Raw genomic sequence first — 17,918 nt, forward strand, 5'->3', positions numbered from 1 at the left:
GTTGTGGGTGAATCAGATGGTCAGGGCCAGTTCCACTACCCAGAAACCGGGTTCCAGCAGCGGGCGGGGCGAGTCGCTGGCGTACAGTGCCCGTTGGTAGCCCAGGCGCAGGTGGCTGCCGGGCAGGCTCAGTTCGGCACCGGCAGTGGCCCCGGCGAGGCGTTGTGAAGGCTTGCCTTCGGCAGTGCGGGTCCAGCCCAGGTCCAGGCCGATGTAGGGGCGTACCTGCAGGGGAGCCGTCCAGCGCTCCGGCAGCGGCTGACTGACGGTGTTGCGCCAGACGGCGCTGCTGGCGCCGGAGTAGGTACGCAGGCGAAACCCGCGCACGGCCGAATCGTCGCTGGCCAGCAACTGCTCGACGGCGGGTAGCGGGTCACTGCTGTATTGCAGAGCCAGTTCGCTCTGCCAGCGCCATGGGTGGCTGGCCGGGCCCTGGCGCAGGTGCAGCAGGTTGGCGCGGTACTTGCGAAAATCCGGGCGCAGGCGTTCCGCTCCCAGCGGTGAGCGGTCGGCGCCGAAGGCATCGACGCCCTGGGCGACACCGAGGTAGCCATTCCACAGGCCGCCCTGGAGCCACAGCAGGTTGATACCCGCTTCCAAGGAGACCAGGGTGGGGCTCTGCTGGACGATCACCGCGCCCGCGCTGCGGTTGACCATCTGCTTGCGGTCCAGCCGGGCGCTGGCGCTGAGCATGCCTTGCTGGTTGCGCCACAGCACCCGCTCGACGCTCAGGCCCTGGTAGCTGCTGCTGCTGCTGCCGTCGGCTACCTGGCGGCTGTGGGGGAGCGGCGCCTCGTAGCGCAGCTCGCTGGCGCTGAGCGCGAAGGTCCAGGCGCCGTAGGGGATGCTGTAGTACAGCGAGATGCCTTGGCTTTGCCCGGGCGCATCAAGCACCGTGCCGTACAGCGACAGGCGCAGGTCATCATTGAGGCCCAGCGGGCTGTCCAGGCCGAAGCCTAAGTTCAGGCGATGACGCCCGGTCAGGTCGCTGCCGCGGTTGTCGAAGCGGCTGTCCAAGTGCCCGCGCGAGGCCACCTTGCGCGGCTGCACGACAACCCGGGTGCCGCCCTGCAGTTCGCCGGGCAGCAACTCTGCGGACAGGTCATAAGCGCGCAGCCGGTTGAGCTGGTCGAGGCCTTGCTCCAGGGCTGGCAGGAACAGTGGCTGCCCGAGCAGGCCGGGAAACGCGCCGGGGAGCGACAGGGGCAACTCGGGGCCGGCCATTTCGATGGACTCGACGAACCCCTCGACGATGACCAGATTCAGCGGTGCGCCGTTTTGTGGAGGTTGCTGCAGGTAGGGCCGGCTGGTCGGGTATCCGGCTTGCACATAGCGCTGGGTGATGGCTTTCAGCAGCCCGTTGATTTCCGCGATACCCATGCACGGGGTAATGAACCTGCGGAGGGTTGGCGTTAGCGCCGAGTCGGAAAGCTCGCGGTTGCCGGCCACGCGTACGCCGGTGATGGCCCAGCAGCGCTGGTCGTGCGGGAGGGGGGCGGTGGTGTCGTGGCTTTCAGCCGGGGCGGGCTGGCGCTGCCAGCGTTCCAGCCGCTGTTGCTGTTCCAGCTGTTGCAGCCCACGCTGCTGATCGCGCAGTTGCTGGCTGGCCGGGTCGTCGGCCAACGCCTGTGGTGCGGCCAGCAAACCTGACAGGCAGCAGGTGAGCGCCCAGCAGGTGGCGCGATGAATGTGGAACGGCATTGAAGCACCCCGCAAATGATGTACGGATTTCGTACTCGTCTGCGTGGATGCTAAAAATTAAGGGGTTCGCCTGGATGCAGTACCCGGCCTAAGCGCTTGTAGGGCGCGTTCTTGCCTGATGGTGGGAAGCTTCCTACAGCATCAGTTGAAAGGCCCGCTATCAGGGCCGAATTTCGATCAACGTGCCATCCCGCACCAGGTCCCAAACTTCCTGCATGTCGCGGTTACGCATGGCAATACACCCATCCGTCCAGTCCAGGGTGTGGAAGTACCACTCCGGATACTCGTCGTTGATCGGCGTGCCATGGATCATGATCATGCTGCCGGCACTCACCCCTTCACGAGTGGCACGGGCCGCGTCGTTGATGTTCGGGTAGTTGATGTGTATGGCCAGGTTGAAACGGTCGCTTTGCTTACGCCAGTCCAGCCAGTAAAGGCCCTCGGGGGTTTTCTTGTCGCCTTCGCGCTCCTTGGCACCCTTTGGCTGCTTGCCCAGCGAGATGCGGTAGGTCTTCAGCGGTTCGCCACGGCTGATCAGTTGCAGACGGCGCTCGGACTTGATCACCAGCACCTTGTCGATCAGCGGTTGCATGGCCTGCTGCGAAGGCGACGGGGTTTGCACTGCCGGCTGGGGCTTGCGGATGATGGTCTCGGTGAAGGCCGCCTGGGACACCGAGGTAACGCAAAGGCAGAAAAGGGCAAGCAACCAGCGCATGTAACGGTATCCCTAAAGGCTTCTAGGTGGTGGGCGAGACGTTCATCGGCGGCAGGTATTCATGGCCTATGGGGTAGTGCTGCCCGATGCGATCGCGATAGTAGCATTCTAGTGTGCGAGTGACGGTGCGGAAAGCCAGCTCGCCCCACGGAATCTCATGTTCCTCGAACAGCCGCACCTCCAGGCTTTCGACACCGACAGCGAAATCAAGGTCCGCAAGCTCGGCGCGGAAGAACACGTGCACCTGGTTGATGTGTGGCAGGTCGAACAGCTGGTACAGGCTCATGCTGCCGACCCGGGCGCAGGCCTCCTCGACGGTTTCGCGACGGGCGGCCTGGTCCAGGGTTTCGCCGTTTTCCATGAAACCGGCGGGCAGGGTCCAGAAGCCGCGGCGTGGCTCGATGGCGCGCCGGCACAGCAACACCTGGCTGCCCCAGGTCGGCAACACGCCGGCGACGATGTTGGGGTTCTGGTAGTGGATGGTCTGGCAAACCCCGCAGACATACCGCAGGCGGCTGTCGCCCTCGGGGATCCGCTGAGTGACCGGCTGGCCGCACGCGCTGCAGAATTTCATGTGTCGTTCCTTTTGCTTCGGGCTATCTTGGCGCGCCGGCCGTGCCGTCGCAAGCGCACGGGGCTTGGGTGCTTCGCGCCTTTGGTGCATCATGCAAGGCAGGCCTTGGATATGAGCGTGCGCAATGCTGGACGAGCTACTTCGCCGAATGAGCAACCACCAACCCGCATCACTGGAAACCGACCGGCGGTTCCCCGAAGCGGCGGTCCTCTTGCCCATTACCCGCAGCGAAGCGCCCGAGCTGGTCCTGACCCTGCGCGCCAAGGGCCTGTCCACCCACGGCGGCGAAGTGGCCTTTCCCGGTGGCCGCCGCGACCCGGAAGACCCGGACCTGGTGTTCACCGCGCTACGTGAAGCCGAAGAAGAAATCGGCCTGCCACCAGGCCTGGTGGAAGTGATCGGCCCGCTCAGCCCGCTGATTTCGCTGCACGGCCTGAAAGTGACGCCATTCGTCGGGCTCATCCCCGATTTTGTCGAATACCGTGCCAATGATGCCGAGATCGCGGCAGTATTCACCGTGCCGCTGGAATTCTTCCGCCAGGACCCGCGCGACCATACCCACCGTATCGATTACCAGGGGCGCAGCTGGTATGTGCCCAGCTATCGCTATGGCGAATACAAGATCTGGGGGTTGTCGGCGATCATGATCGTCGAACTGGTCAACCTGCTGTTCGATGCCGGCATCAGCCTGCACCAGCCCCCTGAGCGTTACATCGAAAACTGAGCGGGGCCAACCCCGTCGTCTGCGTTGCAGCCTGAGGAGCAAGCATGAAATACCGCCTGGGCGACCTGCGGGTCGAGAGCCACCCCACCAGTTGGGCCGCACCCAACGCCACGCTGATCGGCAAGGTGCGCCTGCAGGCCGATGCCAGCGTGTGGTTTGGCGCGGTGCTGCGCGGGGACAACGAGCTGATCGACATTGGCGAAGGCAGCAACGTGCAGGATGGCACGGTGATGCACACTGACATGGGCTCGCCGCTGACCCTGGGCAAGGGCGTGACCGTTGGCCACAACGCCATGCTGCATGGTTGCACGGTGGGCGACTACAGCCTGGTTGGTATCAATGCGGTGATCCTTAATGGCGCGCGCATCGGCAAGCATTGCATCATTGGCGCCAATGCGCTGATTGCAGAAGGCAAGGAGATCCCCGACGGTTCGCTGGTGGTGGGTTCGCCGGGCAAGGTGGTGCGCGAGCTGACCGAACAGCAGAAACGCATGCTCGAAGCCAGTGCCGCGCATTACGTGCACAATGCCCAGCGTTATGCACGGGAGTTGGTGGTTGATGATGAGTGATGTAGTGGAGCGCCCGGTAGCCTCGCCGTGCGTGAGTATCTGTGCGTTGGACGAGCAGGATATCTGCACAGGTTGCCAGCGAACCGTGGCCGAGATCGGCCGCTGGGGGCGGATGGACAACGACGAACGCCGGGCGGTGCTCAAACTTTGCCATGAAAGGGCAGTAGAGGCCGGCCTCATCCTGTAGGGCTGACTCGCCCCCCCTGTGGGAGCGGGTTCACCCGCGAACACCGGCGCAGCCGGTGCCATCCACCGTGTTGGATTCTTCGCGGGTGAATCCGCTCCCACAGGTACTGCGCAGCCCTCGAACCTGAAGCTGTACCTTTGAGAGCGGGTTTACCCGCGAACCAGCCAGCGGTAATCTGTGCGGCTTGCCCACAGACTACCAGCCATGTTCTATCTGATTGCCTACATCAGCAGCGTAGTGCTGATCAACTACGCCTTCTCCAGCGCGCCACACCTGGACATCATCTGGTCCGCCTGGGGCGGCCTGGTGTTCATCCTGCGCGACATGGTGCAAACCCGCTTCGGCCATGGCGCTCTGGTCGCCATGCTGGCGGCGCTGGTGCTGTCCTACGTCACCTCGGAACCGGCCATAGCCCTGGCCAGCGCCACCGCCTTCTTCATTTCCGAACTTATCGACTGGCTGGTGTTCAGCATCACCCGCCGACCGCTGCGCGACCGCCTGTGGCTGAGCTCGGCGCTGAGCATCCCGGTCGACACCTTCATCTTCTTCGGCATGATCGGTGCCCTGACCCCAGCCGTGATCGGCACCGCCATGGCCTCGAAATTCGCTGGTGTCACCGCCGTGTGGCTGGCCATGGCATTTCGCGCCCGGCGGGCCGCCGTGGCGGGTTGATGGTGTAGAATAGCGGTCCTTTTTCAGCGGGCGGCGCCAAGCCTGGTGCGGCCCCGGACGCCTTCGAGGACCTGAAATGACCCGTATCGGAACCCCCTTGTCGCCCACCGCGACCCGTGTACTGCTCTGCGGCTGTGGCGAGCTGGGCAAGGAAGTGGTGATCGAGCTGCAGCGCCTGGGCGTCGAAGTGATCGCCGTCGACCGCTACGCCAATGCCCCGGCAATGCAGGTGGCGCACCGCAGCCACGTGGTCAACATGCTCGATGGCGTGGCCCTGCGCGCGGTGATCGAGGCCGAGAAGCCGCACTACATCGTCCCTGAAATCGAAGCCATCGCCACCGCCACCTTGGTCGAGCTGGAAAACGAAGGTTTCAACGTGGTGCCGACCGCCCGCGCCACCCAGCTCACCATGAACCGTGAAGGCATCCGCCGCCTGGCCGCCGAAGAGCTGGACCTGCCAACCTCGCCGTACCACTTCGCCGACACCTACGAAGACTACGCCAAGGCCGTGGCCGATGTCGGGTACCCGTGCGTGGTCAAACCGGTGATGAGCTCGTCGGGCAAGGGCCAGAGCCTGCTGCGCAGCGATGCCGACTTGCAGAAGTCGTGGGCCTACGCCCAGGAAGGCGGCCGCGCCGGCAAAGGCCGGGTCATCGTCGAGGGCTTCATCGACTTCGAATACGAAATCACCCTGCTGACCGTGCGCCACGTCGGTGGCACCACCTTCCTCGAGCCAGTCGGCCACCGCCAGGAGAAGGGTGACTACCAGGAATCGTGGCAGCCGCAGGCCATGAGCCCGAAGGCGCTGGCCGAATCGCAGCGGGTGGCCAAGGCGGTCACCGATGCCCTGGGCGGTCGTGGCCTGTTTGGCGTGGAACTGTTCGTGAAGGGCGACCAGGTGTGGTTCAGCGAAGTCTCGCCACGCCCGCATGACACCGGCCTGGTGACCCTGATTTCCCAGGACCTGTCGCAGTTTGCCCTGCATGCCCGTGCCATTCTTGGCCTGCCGATTCCGGTAGTGCGCCAGTTCGGCCCTTCTGCTTCGGCGGTGATCTTGCCCGAGGGGCAGTCGCAGCAGACCAGCTTTGCCAACCTGGGTGCGGCGCTGAGCGAGCCGGATACCGCCATTCGCCTGTTCGGCAAGCCGGAAATCAACGGTACCCGCCGCATGGGCGTGTGCCTGGCGCGTGATGAGTCGGTCGAAGCGGCGCGTGCCAAGGCGACCCGTGCTTCGCAGGCGGTCAAGGTCGAGTTCTGATCCGATTGGGGCTGCGTTGCAGCCCTTCGCGGGCACGCCCGCTCCCACAGGTTTCGGCGCTACCCCTGTGGGAGCGGGCGTGCCCGCGAAGGGCCGCAACGCGGCCCCAATTACTTACAGCTGCGTATTGCGGGTCTCTTTCAGGCACAGCACGGCAATCAAGCTGATCAACGCCGCCACCGACACATAACCCCCCACCCAGCTCAACCCACCCATGCTCACCAGCTTCTGGGCAAAGAACGGTGCCGCCGATGCGCCGACGATGCCGCCCAGGTTATAGGCCGCCGAAGCGCCGGTATAACGCACGTGGGTCGGGAACAGTTCAGGCAGCAGTGCCCCCATCGGCGCAAAAGTCACGCCCATCAGGAACAATTCGATGGCCAGGAACAGCGCCACACCTGCGGTCGACCCCGAAGTCAGCAGCGGCTCCATGGTAAAGCCCGAGGCCACTGCCAGCAGGCCGCCGACGATCAGCACCGGTTTGCGCCCGTAGCGGTCGCTGAGCCAGGCCGACAGTGGTGTGGCCAGGGCCATGAACACCACCGCGAAGCACAGCAGGCCAAGGAACGTTTCGCGGCTGTAGCCCAGCGTGGTCACGCCATAGCTCAGCGAGAACACCGTGGAGATGTAGAACAGCGCGTAGCACACCACCATCGCCGCTGCGCCCAGCAGGGTCGGCAGCCAGTATCTGGAAAACAGGTCGACCACCGGCATTTTCACCCGCTCGTGGCGGGCGACGGCCTTGGCGAACACCGGGCTTTCTTCCAGCTTCAGGCGCACATACAGGCCCACCAGGACCAGCGCGGCGCTGAGCAGGAACGGAATGCGCCAGCCCCACTCGCGGAACTGCTCGTCGCTGAGCACCAGGGCCAGGGTCAGGAACAGGCCGTTGGCGGCCAAAAAGCCGATCGACGGGCCCAGCTGCGGGAACATGCCGAACCAGGCGCGCTTGCCTTCGGGCGCGTTCTCGGTGGCCAGCAAGGCCGCGCCACCCCATTCGCCACCCAGCCCCAGGCCTTGGCCAAAGCGCAGCAGGCAGAGGATGATCGGCGCCCATACACCAATGCTTTCATATCCTGGCAGCACACCGATGGCCGTGGTGGACACGCCCATCAGCAGCAGCGAGGCGACCAGGGTCGACTTGCGGCCGATACGGTCGCCAAAGTGGCCGAACAGTGCCGAGCCTAGCGGGCGCGCCAGGAAGGCGATACCGAAGGTGAGGAAGGCCGCCAGCATCTGCGCGGTGCCTGACCCGGACGGGAAGAACACCGGGCCGATCACCAGGGCGGCGGCAGTGGCGTAGACGTAGAAATCGTAGAACTCGATGGCGGTGCCGATGAAGCTGGCGGTGGCTACCCGCGCGGGCGAGTTGACCGGCGCGGCAGGCGCTTCGGCATAGGTGCTGCTGGTTGTCATTGAATAGGTCCCTGACAGTCTGGTCCGGCTCCATTGGGATAAGCCCCGCGGCGTGCAATGCAAAAGGGCAGGCACGGTGGCGCGGGCGCCGGAGCGTTTTGTTGTTGTGTGCGCCCGACTGACGATAGCCCAAGGGGGATAGGGGCGGGGGCGGGCACTGTTCGGGGTGTTGAAGCAGGACCGCGGGGCGTGTCAGTGGAGCGGACTGGCCGTGGAGCGCCGGGTGCGGGTAGCAGGCGGGACGGCGGGGCTGGGTAAGCGTGACCCGAGTATAGCTATCGGGTCACGGTCCACACCAGTACCTTGCTGGCACAATTGTCCTCTGTTTCGAGGATTTCCAGGCGATAGCGGCCGATCTTCAGGCAAACGGCGCTTTCCGGGATACTTTCCAGCGCTTCGGTGACCAGCCCGTTGAGGGTTTTCGGCCCGCCGTCGCAGGGCAGGTGCCAGCCCAGACTGCGGTTGATTTCACGCAGCGAAGCGGTGCCGTCAATGACGAAAGTGCCATCGGGCTGTGGGTGCACGTGGGGGTTGTCCAGGCTGTGTTCATCCTCGAACTCGCCAACGATCTCTTCGAGGATGTCTTCCAGGGTGACGATGCCCAGCACCTCGCCGTATTCGTCCACCACCACGCCCAGGCGGCGCTGCTGCTTGTGGAAGTTCAGCAGCTGCATTTGCAGGGGCGTGCTCTCGGGTACGAAATAGGGCTCGTAGCAGGCGCCGAGCAGCATCTCCAGGGTCAGCTCGGCCTTGGGCAGCAGGTGGCTGATCAGCTTGGTATTGAGGATTGCTTCAACCTGGTTGATGTCGCTGTGGTACACCGGCAGGCGGGTGTGGCGGCTGACGATCAGTTGCTCGATGATGCGCTCGATCGGCTCGTCGAGGCTGATGCCGTCCACTTCGTTGCGCGGTACCAGGATGTCGTTGACGGTCATCTTGTCCAGTGACTGCAGGCCGTCGAGCAGGCCGTGGCGCGGTGCTTCGTGTTCCTCATCCTCGTCGAATTCGTCGGCTTCCTGCGGGTGCAGGGCCACGGCCGTGGGTTGCACGCGGAACGGACGCAGGATCAGCTTGGCCATGCCATCCAGCAGGCAGGCCAGCGGTTGCAGCAGGGCGAGGGGTACTTTCAGCAGGCTGGTGCCGAGGCTGACGAACGCTTGCGGGTTGCGCCGGGCCAGGCGCCGCGGCAGGTATTCGGCAAACACCAGCAGGACGAGGGTGGCGGCCAACCCGGCCAGCCAGAAGCCGTGCTCGCCGCTATGGCGCTGGCCGAGCAGGCAGGCCAGGCCCAGCACCAGCAGCTTGCCCAGGCTGGCGCACAGCACCAGGGCCTGGGCCGGCAGCACGGGCTGGCCGTCCTCGCCGGTGCGCAGCGTGCCATTGAGTTGCAGGCGGGCGGCGTCCACCGCGGTGAACAGCGCCGACCACAACAGGGCCAGTGCCAGGGTGCCGAATAGCGGTGCGTACGGCAGGGTATCCATGGGCGGCCGTCAGATATGCAGGATGAATTCGCGAACCAGCTTGCTGCCGAAATAGGCCAGCATCAGCAGGCAGAAACCGGCCAGCGTCCAGCGGATGGCCTTGTGGCCACGCCAGCCCAGGCGGGTGCGGCCCCACAGCAGCACGCTGAACACCACCCAGGCGATACAGGCCAGCAGGGTCTTGTGTACCAGATGCTGGGCGAACAGGTTGTCGAGGAACAGCCAGCCGGAGATCAGCGACAGCGACAGCAGGCACCAGCCAGCCCAGAGGAAGCCGAACAGCAGGCTTTCCATGGTTTGCAGCGGCGGGAAGTTGCGGATCAGCCCGGACGGGTGCTTGTTCTTCAGTTGGCGGTCCTGCAGCAGCAACAGCAGGGCCTGGAACACCGCAATGGTGAACAGCCCATAGGCCAGGATCGACAGCAGGATATGCGCGAGGATACCCGGCTCTTCGTTGACCAGCGGCACCGTGCCGGGGGGCGCGAACTGGGCCAGCAGCGCGGTCACCGCGCCCAGCGGGAACAGCAGCACCAACAGGTTTTCCACGGGTATGCGCAAGCAGGCCAGCAGGGTCAGGGCGATGACCGCCACGGCGATCAGGCTGGCGGCACTGAAGAAGTCCAGGCTCAGGCCCAGCGGGGTGATCAGCTGGAAGAACAGCGCACCGGCCTGGGCGAGTACCGCGAAGGCACCCAGCAGGGCAAGCAGGCGCTTGTCGGCCTTGCGGTTCTGGGCAAGGTAAGAGCCCTGGTAGATGGCCGCAGCTATATATAGGCCGGCGGCGATCAGGTTGGGGATGAGGCTGGGTGAGGAGAACATAAGTCCTGGTTGGCGAGCCTTAAAGAGACGGAGTTTGGCATAGATCGCGCTGGTCTAGGAAGACTGGCGGACCGCGGTACGGCATTCGCGGGTGAACCCGCTCCCACAGGTACGGCGCCGGTTTCGAATGTGGTGCAGGCCCTGTGGGAGCGGGTTCACCCGCGAAGAGGCCGGCACAGCCACCGAATATCTACCAGGCCGCCAGCAAGGTGTGCGCCGCCGCCGCACTTCGCTATAATCGCCGCCTTGCTGTGCCCGGCGGGTATGCATTCCCCCCTGGGCGCCTGACAAACCTCGGCTTTTACTGGGCCTGAAAGGATCACCATGTTCGAAAACCTGACCGACCGCCTGTCACAGACGCTGCGCCATGTCACCGGCAAGGCCAAGCTGACCGAAGACAACATCAAGGACACGCTGCGCGAAGTGCGCATGGCCCTGCTCGAGGCCGACGTTGCCCTGCCGGTGGTCAAGGATTTCGTCAACAGCGTCAAGGATCGTGCAGTCGGCACCGAGGTGTCGCGCAGCCTGACCCCGGGCCAGGCGTTCGTGAAGATCGTCCAGGCCGAGCTGGAAAGCCTGATGGGCGCGGCCAACGAAGACCTCGCACTGAACGCCGCTCCGCCAGCCGTGGTGCTGATGGCCGGCCTGCAGGGTGCCGGTAAGACCACCACCGCCGGCAAGCTGGCGCGCTTCCTCAAGGAGCGCAAGAAAAAGAGCGTGATGGTGGTGTCCGCCGACGTCTACCGCCCGGCGGCGATCAAGCAGCTGGAAACCCTGGCCAACGACATCGGCGTCACCTTCTTCCCGTCCGACATCAGCCAGAAGCCGGTGGCCATCGCTGAAGCGGCCATCCGCGAAGCCAAGCTGAAGTTCATCGACGTGGTCATCGTCGACACCGCCGGCCGTCTGCACATCGACGCCGACATGATGGACGAGATCAAGGCACTGCATGCCGCGGTCAAGCCGATCGAGACCCTGTTCGTGGTCGACGCCATGACCGGCCAGGACGCCGCCAACACCGCCAAGGCCTTTGGCGAGGCGCTGCCGCTGACCGGCGTGGTGCTGACCAAGGTCGACGGTGACGCCCGTGGCGGTGCCGCGCTGTCGGTGCGTGCCATCACCGGCAAGCCGATCAAGTTCATCGGTATGGGCGAGAAGACCGAAGCCCTCGAACCGTTCCACCCCGACCGCGTCGCCTCGCGCATCCTCGGCATGGGTGACGTGCTCAGCCTGATCGAGCAGGCCGAGCAGAACATCGACAAGGCCAAGGCCGACAAGCTGGCCAAGAAGCTGAAGAAGGGCAAGGGCTTCGACCTCGAAGACTTCCGTGACCAGCTGCAGCAGATGAAGAACATGGGCGGCCTCGGCGGCCTGATGGACAAGCTGCCGAGCATCGGCGGGGTCAACCTGTCGCAGATGGGCAACGCCCAGGGCGCCGCCGAGAAGCAGTTCAAGCAGATGGAAGCGATCATCAACTCCATGACCCCGGCCGAGCGCCGTGATCCGGAGCTGATCAGCGGCTCGCGCAAGCGCCGCATTGCCATCGGTTCCGGCACCCAGGTGCAGGACGTCGGCCGCCTGATCAAGCAGCACAAGCAAATGCAGAAGATGATGAAGAAATTCTCCGCCAAGGGCGGCATGGCCAAGATGATGCGCGGCCTTGGCGGGATGCTGCCGGGCGGCGGCATGCCGAAGCTGTAACCCCTATTCCGGGGGCCTGCCGTTTGTCCGGCAGGCGTCCAGAACCCCCGCCGTGGCGGGGCAATGGCCGCGGATTTCGCGGCTCAACCGGCAGATCTGGACGGCAGGGCAGGGCCTTGCCGAAAAAGTCATTTGCAAATGTCCGTGTATTCCCCGAGAATATGCGGCCTTTTGGGCACCCGTGTGCCTATTTGGCATTCAGATTTGCAGTACCAGCTGCTGTATCAACTGCAGCACCGACTATAGGAACGATGTTCACATGGTAACCATTCGTCTGGCCCGTGGCGGCTCGAAAAAGCGCCCATTCTACCACCTGACCGTGACCAACTCGCGTAACGCCCGTGACGGCCGTTTCGTTGAGCGCGTAGGTTTCTTCAACCCGATCGCTGCTGGCGCCGAAGTCAAGCTGTCGGTCAACCAAGAGCGCGTCAACTACTGGCTGAGCCAGGGTGCACAGCCGTCTGAGCGCGTTGCTCAGCTGCTGAAGGACGCTGCCAAGGCTGCTGCCTGAGTAGTATGAACGCGACGCCAGAAAAGGCTGACGACCTCATCGTCGTTGGCAAGATTTTTTCGGTTCACGGCGTTCGCGGCGAGGTGAAGGTGTATTCCTTTACCGATCCGATTGAAAACCTGTTGGATTATCCGCGCTGGACGCTTCGGCACGAAGGCAAGGTAAAGCAGGTCGAGCTGGTCAACGGTCGTGGCTCCCAGAAGGGCCTGGTCGTGAAGCTGAAAGGCCTCGATGATCGCGATGAAGCCCGTCTTCTGAGCGGTTACGAAATCTGCATTCCGCGGAGCCTTTTGCCCAACCTGGCTGCTGACGAGTACTACTGGTACCAGTTGGTCGGCCTGAAGGTCATCAACCAGGACGAACAACTGTTCGGCAAGGTCGATCACCTGTTGGAGACCGGTGCGAACGATGTAATGGTGGTCAAGCCCTGCGCAGGCAGCCTGGATGATCGCGAGCGTCTGTTGCCCTATACGGCGCAATGCGTGCTCGACGTCGACCTGGAAGCAGGCGTGATGCGGGTTGAATGGGACGCGGACTTCTAAACGATGGGTAACCTTCGCGTAGACGTCATCACGTTGTTCCCCGAGATGTTCTCGGCCATCACGGAGTACGGCATTACCAGCCGCGCGGTGAAACAGGGGTTGCTTCAGGTGACTTGCTGGAACCCGCGGGACTACACCACAGATCGTCACCACACGGTGGATGATCGGCCGTTTGGCGGTGGTCCGGGCATGGTAATGAAAATCAAGCCTCTGGAAGACGCCCTGGTTAGCGCCAGGCAAGCGACCGGAGCAGCGGCGAAGGTGATCTACCTTTCGCCACAAGGCCGCAAGCTGACTCAGCAGGCGGTCAAAGGCCTGGCCGAACAGGAATCGTTGATCCTGATCGCCGGTCGTTATGAAGGCATCGACGAGCGCTTTATCGAGGCTCATGTCGATGAGGAGTGGTCGATTGGCGACTATGTGCTTTCCGGTGGCGAGCTGCCGGCCATGGTACTGATCGATGCGGTTACACGGCTGCTGCCCGGAGCTTTAGGGCATGTGGACTCGGCGGAAGAAGATTCCTTCACCGACGGTCTGCTCGATTGCCCGCACTACACCCGACCTGAGGTGTATGCGGATCAGCGTGTTCCCGACGTGTTGCTAAGTGGCAACCATGCACACATCCGGCGTTGGAGAATGAAGCAGTCCCTTGGTAGGACCTTCGAACGACGCGCCGATCTTCTGGAAAGTCGCTCGCTTTCTGGAGAAGAGAAGAAGCTGCTCGAGGAATATCTCCGCGAGCGGGACGATAGTTAAACGTATCGATGGTGGATCACGTATCCATCTTAGGAGCACAGCATGACCAACAAGATCATCCAGCAGCTCGAAGCCGAGCAGATGAGCAAGGAAATCCCGACCTTCGCACCAGGCGACACCGTTGTCGTTCAGGTTAAAGTGAAGGAAGGTGAGCGTTCCCGTCTGCAGGCGTTCGAAGGCGTCGTTATCGCCAAGCGTAACCGCGGTCTGAACAGCGCCTTCACCGTGCGCAAGATCTCCAGCGGCGTTGGCGTAGAGCGTACCTTCCAGACCTACAGCCCGCAAATCGACAGCCTGGCCGTGAAACGTCGTGGTGACGTGCGTAAAGCCAAGCTGTACTACCTGCGCGACCTGTCCGGCAAAGCCGCTCGCATCAAGGAAAAACTGTCCTGAGTGCAGTTTGCCCGGTGGCCGAGGCCGCCTAGCGAGAAAAAAGCAGCCTTCGGGCTGCTTTTTTGCGTTTTGACCCCCCGAAGATGTGATTGCCATGACTACCCGAGACCAGGAAATCCTGCGCCGCACCGAGCTGTCGGTGACCCGCGTGACCAAGGCGGTGTTCCCCAACACCACCAACCACCACAACACCCTGTTCGGCGGCACCGCCCTGGCCTGGATGGACGAAGTGTCGTTCATTGCTGCCACGCGCTTCTGCCGCCTGCCACTGGTGACCGTGTCCACTGACCGCATCGACTTCAAGCACCCGATACCGGCGGGCTCGATCGTCGAGTTGGTGGGGACGGTCATCAAGGTGGGTAATACCAGTTTGCAGGTGCAGGTGGATGTGTTCGTCGAGAACATGTACCTGGATGGGCGCGAGCGAGCGATTCACGGGGTGTTCAGCTTCGTCGCCATCGACGAGGACAAGCGGCCGGTGCCGGTTTTGCCCCAGGCCTGAGTTCTCCTGCACTGGCCCTTTCGCGGCTAAAGCCGCTCCCACAGGGATCGCACATACCTCAAGGGCGGTGATATCTCTGTGGGAGCGGCTTTAGCCGCGAAGAGGCCAGTACAGACAACAATTATGCTGCTGTGAAACACTAAGCCACCTCCAACACCCAGCAGCCCCGAATGCCCGCCCTAGACCACCCCCTGATCGACCAGTTCCTCGACGCCCTGTGGCTTGAAAAGGGCCTGTCCGACAACACCCGCATGTCCTACCGCAGCGACCTGGCCCTGTTCAACGGTTGGCTGCAGGAACACGGCGTCAGCTTGCCCGACGCCGGCCGCGACCTGATTATCGACCACCTGGCCTGGCGCCTCGACCAAGGCTACAAGCCGCGCTCCACGGCACGCTTCCTGTCCGGCCTGCGCGGTTTTTTCCGCTACCTGCTGCGGGAAAAGCTGGTGGCCATCGACCCGACCCTGCAAGTCGACATGCCGCAACTGGGCAAGCCGCTGCCCAAGTCGTTGTCCGAAGCCGACGTCGAAGCCTTGCTGCAGGCCCCGGACCTGGGCGAAGCCATTGGCCAGCGTGACCGCGCCATGCTCGAAGTGCTTTACGCCTGCGGCCTGCGGGTCACCGAACTGGTCAGCCTGGCCCTCGACCAGGTCAACCTGCGCCAAGGCGTGCTGCGGGTGATGGGCAAGGGCAGCAAGGAGCGCCTGGTGCCCATGGGCGAAGAGGCGGTGCTTTGGTTGCAGCGCTACCTGCGCGATGGCCGCGCCGAACTGCTCAATGGCCGCCCCAGCGATGTCTTGTTCCCCAGCCAGCGTGGCGAGCAGATGACCCGCCAGACCTTCTGGCATCGCATCAAGCACCATGCCCGGGTCGCCGGTATCGACAAACCGCTGTCGCCGCATACCCTGCGCCATGCCTTCGCTACTCATCTGCTCAACCATGGTGCCGACCTGCGCGTGGTGCAGATGCTGCTGGGCCACAGTGACCTTTCGACCACGCAGATCTACACCCATGTCGCCAAGGCCCGCCTGCAGCAATTGCATGCCCAGCACCACCCGCGTGGATGAATGTTTTTCATGTTCCGCCGACCGGTCCTTGCAAGGCCCTTCACCGGCGGTGTGATGTGGTAGGCTTGAGCGGTTTGCACCAAGGGCCGCACGGTCACCGCGTATTTTCCGCAGGTGGCGCCCTCCGGCCCCTGTCCGCCTTCAGGAGTTCCCATGCGCGTGACCCAGTTTTTCGCCGCCGCCGCGTTGGCGCTGGCCAGTACCTTTGCCGCTGCCGCGGCAACCGATAGCAATGCTGCTGCCGAGCAGGCCATCCGTAAGTCATTGCAGAACCTTGAGCTGGAAGTGCCCGTCGAAAGCGTGGCCAGCAGCCCGGTCAGCGGCCTCTATGAAGTCAAGCTGCAGGGCGGCCGCGTGCTGTATGCCAGCGGCGACGGCCAGTTCGTGATGCAGGGCTACCTGTTCCAGATCCAGGACGGCAAGCCGGTCAACCTCACCGAGAAGACCGAGCGCCTGGGCATTGCCAAGCTCATCAACGGCATTCCAGCCGCCGAGATGGTGGTTTATCCTGCCAAAGGCGAGACCAAGTCGCACATCACCGTGTTCACCGACACCACCTGCCCGTACTGCCACAAGCTGCACGCCGAGGTGCCCGAGCTCAACCGCCGCGGTATCGAAGTGCGCTATGTCGCCTTCCCGCGCCAGGGCCTCGGTTCGTCGGGTGACCAGCAGTTGCAGGCTGTCTGGTGTTCCAGCGACCGCCGTGCGGCGATGGACAAGATGGTCGAGGGTGAGGAAATCAAGGCCGCCAAGTGCGCCAACCCGGTCAGCAAGCAGTTCCAGCTGGGCCAGTCGATCGGCGTCAATGGCACGCCGGCGATTGTCCTTGAAAGCGGCCAGGTCATTCCGGGCTACCAGCCGGCACCGCAGGTCGCCAAGCTGGCACTGGCCAAGTAATCCAATTCAGTACGCCGTCGTCATGGGGTGACGGCATGTTTCACGGTCGGCATAGGTGCCGGCCGTTCAATGGGGAGTTCACAGTGAAACCGGTCAAAGTAGGCATCTGTGGGTTGGGGACCGTCGGTGGCGGAACCTTCAATGTACTTCAGCGCAACGCCGAGGAGATCGCCCGCCGTGCCGGGCGCGGTATTGAAGTGGCACAGATTGCCATGCGCTCGCAGAACCCGAACTGCCAGATTACCGGTACCCCCATTACCGCTGATGTGTTCGAAGTTGCGAGCAACCCGGAGATCGACATTGTCATCGAGCTGATCGGTGGCTACACCGTGGCCCGCGAACTGGTGCTCAAGGCCATCGAAAACGGCAAGCACGTGGTCACCGCCAACAAGGCGCTGATTGCCGTGCACGGCAACGAAATCTTCGCCAAGGCCCGCGAGAAGGGCGTGATCGTCGCCTTCGAAGCGGCCGTGGCCGGTGGCATCCCGGTGATCAAGGCCATCCGCGAAGGCCTGTCGGCCAACCACATCAACTGGCTGGCCGGCATCATCAACGGCACCGGCAACTTCATCCTCACCGAAATGCGTGAGAAGGGCCGCGCCTTCCCGGACGTGCTGGCCGAAGCCCAGGCGCTGGGTTACGCCGAAGCCGACCCGACCTTCGACGTTGAAGGCATCGATGCCGCGCACAAGTTGACCATCCTGGCCTCGATCGCTTTCGGCATCCCGCTGCAATTCGACAAGGCCTACACCGAAGGCATCACCCAGCTGACCACTGCTGACGTGAACTATGCCGAGGCCCTGGGCTACCGCATCAAGCACCTGGGTGTGGCCCGCCGCACTGCCGAAGGTATCGAGCTTCGCGTACACCCGACGCTGATCCCGGCCGACCGCCTGATCGCCAACGTCAACGGCGTGATGAACGCCGTCATGGTCAACGGCGACGCCGCTGGCTCCACCCTGTACTACGGCGCCGGTGCCGGCATGGAGCCTACCGCTTCGTCGGTGGTCGGTGATCTGGTGGATGTGGTCCGTGCCATGACCTCCGACCCGGAAAACCGCGTGCCGCACCTGGCCTTCCAGCCGGATTCGCTGTCGGCCCACCCGATCCTGCCGATCGAAGCCTGCGAAAGTGCCTACTACCTGCGCATCCAGGCCAAGGATCACCCTGGCGTACTGGCCCAGGTGGCCAGCATCCTCTCGGAGCGTGGCATCAACATCGAGTCGATCATGCAGAAGGAAGCCGAGGAACAGGACGGCCTGGTGCCGATGATCCTGCTGACCCATCGCGTGGTCGAGCAGCGCATCAACGACGCCATCGTCGCCCTGGAAGCCCTGCAGGACGTCATCGGCAAGGTCGTGCGCATTCGCGTCGAGCAGCTCAACTAACAATAGTGCCGTGGGGCCGCCAGCGCGGCCCCGGCCCCAGTATCG

General features: G+C 63.7%; 20 protein-coding genes. 14 read left to right on the forward strand and 6 right to left on the reverse strand.

Annotated elements, in window-relative coordinates; genetic code table 11:
• Positions 1-12 precede the first annotated feature (12 nt).
• The 3 genes from KDB76_RS06095 to KDB76_RS06105 all read right to left on the reverse strand — a co-directional run bounded on the left by KDB76_RS06095 (position 13) and on the right by KDB76_RS06105 (position 2,990).
• Positions 13-1,701, reverse strand: coding sequence for a ShlB/FhaC/HecB family hemolysin secretion/activation protein (locus KDB76_RS06095; protein WP_038408792.1), 1,689 nt, complete (start codon positions 1,699-1,701; stop codon positions 13-15).
• A gap of 160 nt (positions 1,702-1,861) precedes the next feature.
• Positions 1,862-2,416 carry a L,D-transpeptidase family protein gene (locus KDB76_RS06100; protein ID WP_013971179.1) on the reverse strand — a complete coding sequence of 185 codons (555 nt, stop codon included), beginning with the start codon at positions 2,414-2,416 and terminating at the stop codon, positions 1,862-1,864.
• 22 nt (positions 2,417-2,438) lie between these two features.
• Positions 2,439-2,990 carry an NUDIX hydrolase gene (locus KDB76_RS06105; RefSeq protein ID WP_013971180.1) on the reverse strand — a complete coding sequence of 184 codons (552 nt, stop codon included), beginning with the start codon at positions 2,988-2,990 and terminating at the stop codon, positions 2,439-2,441.
• 124 nt (positions 2,991-3,114) lie between these two features.
• On the opposite strand from KDB76_RS06105, the gene KDB76_RS06110 reads away from it, so the two are divergent.
• From KDB76_RS06110 to purT, 5 genes are all read left to right on the forward strand, one after another.
• Positions 3,115-3,714, forward strand: a complete 600-nt coding sequence (locus KDB76_RS06110; protein WP_003252125.1) for a CoA pyrophosphatase — start codon at positions 3,115-3,117, stop codon at positions 3,712-3,714.
• Positions 3,715-3,758: 44 nt separating this feature from the next.
• Positions 3,759-4,283, forward strand: coding sequence for a gamma carbonic anhydrase family protein (locus KDB76_RS06115; protein ID WP_013971182.1), 525 nt, complete (start codon positions 3,759-3,761; stop codon positions 4,281-4,283).
• Positions 4,273-4,470 (forward strand): DUF1289 domain-containing protein, encoded by a 198-nt coding sequence (locus KDB76_RS06120; RefSeq protein ID WP_013971183.1) that lies wholly within the window; start codon positions 4,273-4,275, stop codon positions 4,468-4,470. The genes KDB76_RS06115 and KDB76_RS06120 overlap by 11 nt, the downstream gene beginning before the upstream one ends.
• Positions 4,471-4,674: 204 nt before the next feature.
• A complete protein-coding gene (locus tag KDB76_RS06125) occupies positions 4,675-5,142 on the forward strand; it encodes a VUT family protein (RefSeq protein ID WP_003252131.1) in 468 nt (155 codons plus the stop codon).
• 76 nt (positions 5,143-5,218) lie between these two features.
• Positions 5,219-6,400, forward strand: coding sequence for a formate-dependent phosphoribosylglycinamide formyltransferase (gene purT / locus KDB76_RS06130; RefSeq protein WP_013971185.1), 1,182 nt, complete (start codon positions 5,219-5,221; stop codon positions 6,398-6,400).
• A gap of 114 nt (positions 6,401-6,514) precedes the next feature.
• Here the strand turns inward: purT and KDB76_RS06135 are convergent, their stop codons facing one another.
• The 3 genes from KDB76_RS06135 to ccsA all read right to left on the reverse strand — a co-directional run bounded on the left by KDB76_RS06135 (position 6,515) and on the right by ccsA (position 10,116).
• Positions 6,515-7,816, reverse strand: a complete 1,302-nt coding sequence (locus KDB76_RS06135; protein WP_023663601.1) for an MFS transporter — start codon at positions 7,814-7,816, stop codon at positions 6,515-6,517.
• A 275-nt stretch (positions 7,817-8,091) separates the two neighbouring features.
• Positions 8,092-9,297 carry a transporter associated domain-containing protein gene (locus tag KDB76_RS06140; RefSeq protein ID WP_024086384.1) on the reverse strand — a complete coding sequence of 402 codons (1,206 nt, stop codon included), beginning with the start codon at positions 9,295-9,297 and terminating at the stop codon, positions 8,092-8,094.
• A 9-nt stretch (positions 9,298-9,306) separates the two neighbouring features.
• Entirely contained in the window at positions 9,307-10,116 is an 810-nt protein-coding gene (gene ccsA / locus KDB76_RS06145; protein ID WP_013971188.1) for a cytochrome c biogenesis protein CcsA, read from the reverse strand.
• 324 nt (positions 10,117-10,440) lie between these two features.
• On the opposite strand from ccsA, the gene ffh reads away from it, so the two are divergent.
• The 9 genes from ffh (at position 10,441) to KDB76_RS06190 (ending at position 17,873) form a co-directional block, all read left to right on the forward strand.
• The gene (ffh, locus tag KDB76_RS06150) at positions 10,441-11,817 is read left to right on the forward strand and encodes a signal recognition particle protein (RefSeq protein WP_013971189.1); all 1,377 of its coding nucleotides are present in this window, start codon (positions 10,441-10,443) and stop codon (positions 11,815-11,817) included.
• A 259-nt stretch (positions 11,818-12,076) separates the two neighbouring features.
• Complete coding sequence (gene rpsP / locus KDB76_RS06155) at positions 12,077-12,328, forward strand: 30S ribosomal protein S16 (RefSeq protein ID WP_003259424.1); 252 nt, start codon at positions 12,077-12,079, stop codon at positions 12,326-12,328.
• 5 nt (positions 12,329-12,333) lie between these two features.
• The gene (gene rimM / locus KDB76_RS06160; protein WP_013971190.1) at positions 12,334-12,870 is read left to right on the forward strand and encodes a ribosome maturation factor RimM; all 537 of its coding nucleotides are present in this window, start codon (positions 12,334-12,336) and stop codon (positions 12,868-12,870) included.
• 3 nt (positions 12,871-12,873) lie between these two features.
• Complete coding sequence (gene trmD / locus KDB76_RS06165; protein ID WP_003252146.1) at positions 12,874-13,626, forward strand: tRNA (guanosine(37)-N1)-methyltransferase TrmD; 753 nt, start codon at positions 12,874-12,876, stop codon at positions 13,624-13,626.
• Between the two features lie 42 nt (positions 13,627-13,668).
• The gene (gene rplS, locus KDB76_RS06170; protein WP_003252148.1) at positions 13,669-14,019 is read left to right on the forward strand and encodes a 50S ribosomal protein L19; all 351 of its coding nucleotides are present in this window, start codon (positions 13,669-13,671) and stop codon (positions 14,017-14,019) included.
• A gap of 94 nt (positions 14,020-14,113) precedes the next feature.
• On the forward strand, positions 14,114-14,521 hold the full coding sequence (locus KDB76_RS06175) for an acyl-CoA thioesterase (protein WP_023660491.1): 408 nt from the start codon (positions 14,114-14,116) through the stop codon (positions 14,519-14,521).
• 170 nt (positions 14,522-14,691) lie between these two features.
• Entirely contained in the window at positions 14,692-15,588 is an 897-nt protein-coding gene (xerD, locus tag KDB76_RS06180; protein ID WP_013971192.1) for a site-specific tyrosine recombinase XerD, read from the forward strand.
• A gap of 153 nt (positions 15,589-15,741) precedes the next feature.
• Positions 15,742-16,485 (forward strand): DsbC family protein, encoded by a 744-nt coding sequence (locus tag KDB76_RS06185; protein WP_003259432.1) that lies wholly within the window; start codon positions 15,742-15,744, stop codon positions 16,483-16,485.
• A gap of 83 nt (positions 16,486-16,568) precedes the next feature.
• Positions 16,569-17,873: a homoserine dehydrogenase gene (locus KDB76_RS06190; RefSeq protein WP_003259434.1), complete on the forward strand. Its 1,305-nt coding sequence runs from the start codon at positions 16,569-16,571 to the stop codon at positions 17,871-17,873.
• Positions 17,874-17,918: the final 45 nt, after the last annotated feature.

It is taken from the genome of Pseudomonas sp. JS425 (genome assembly GCF_018223845.1).
In the GTDB taxonomy this organism is placed as follows: domain Bacteria; phylum Pseudomonadota; class Gammaproteobacteria; order Pseudomonadales; family Pseudomonadaceae; genus Aquipseudomonas; species Aquipseudomonas asiatica.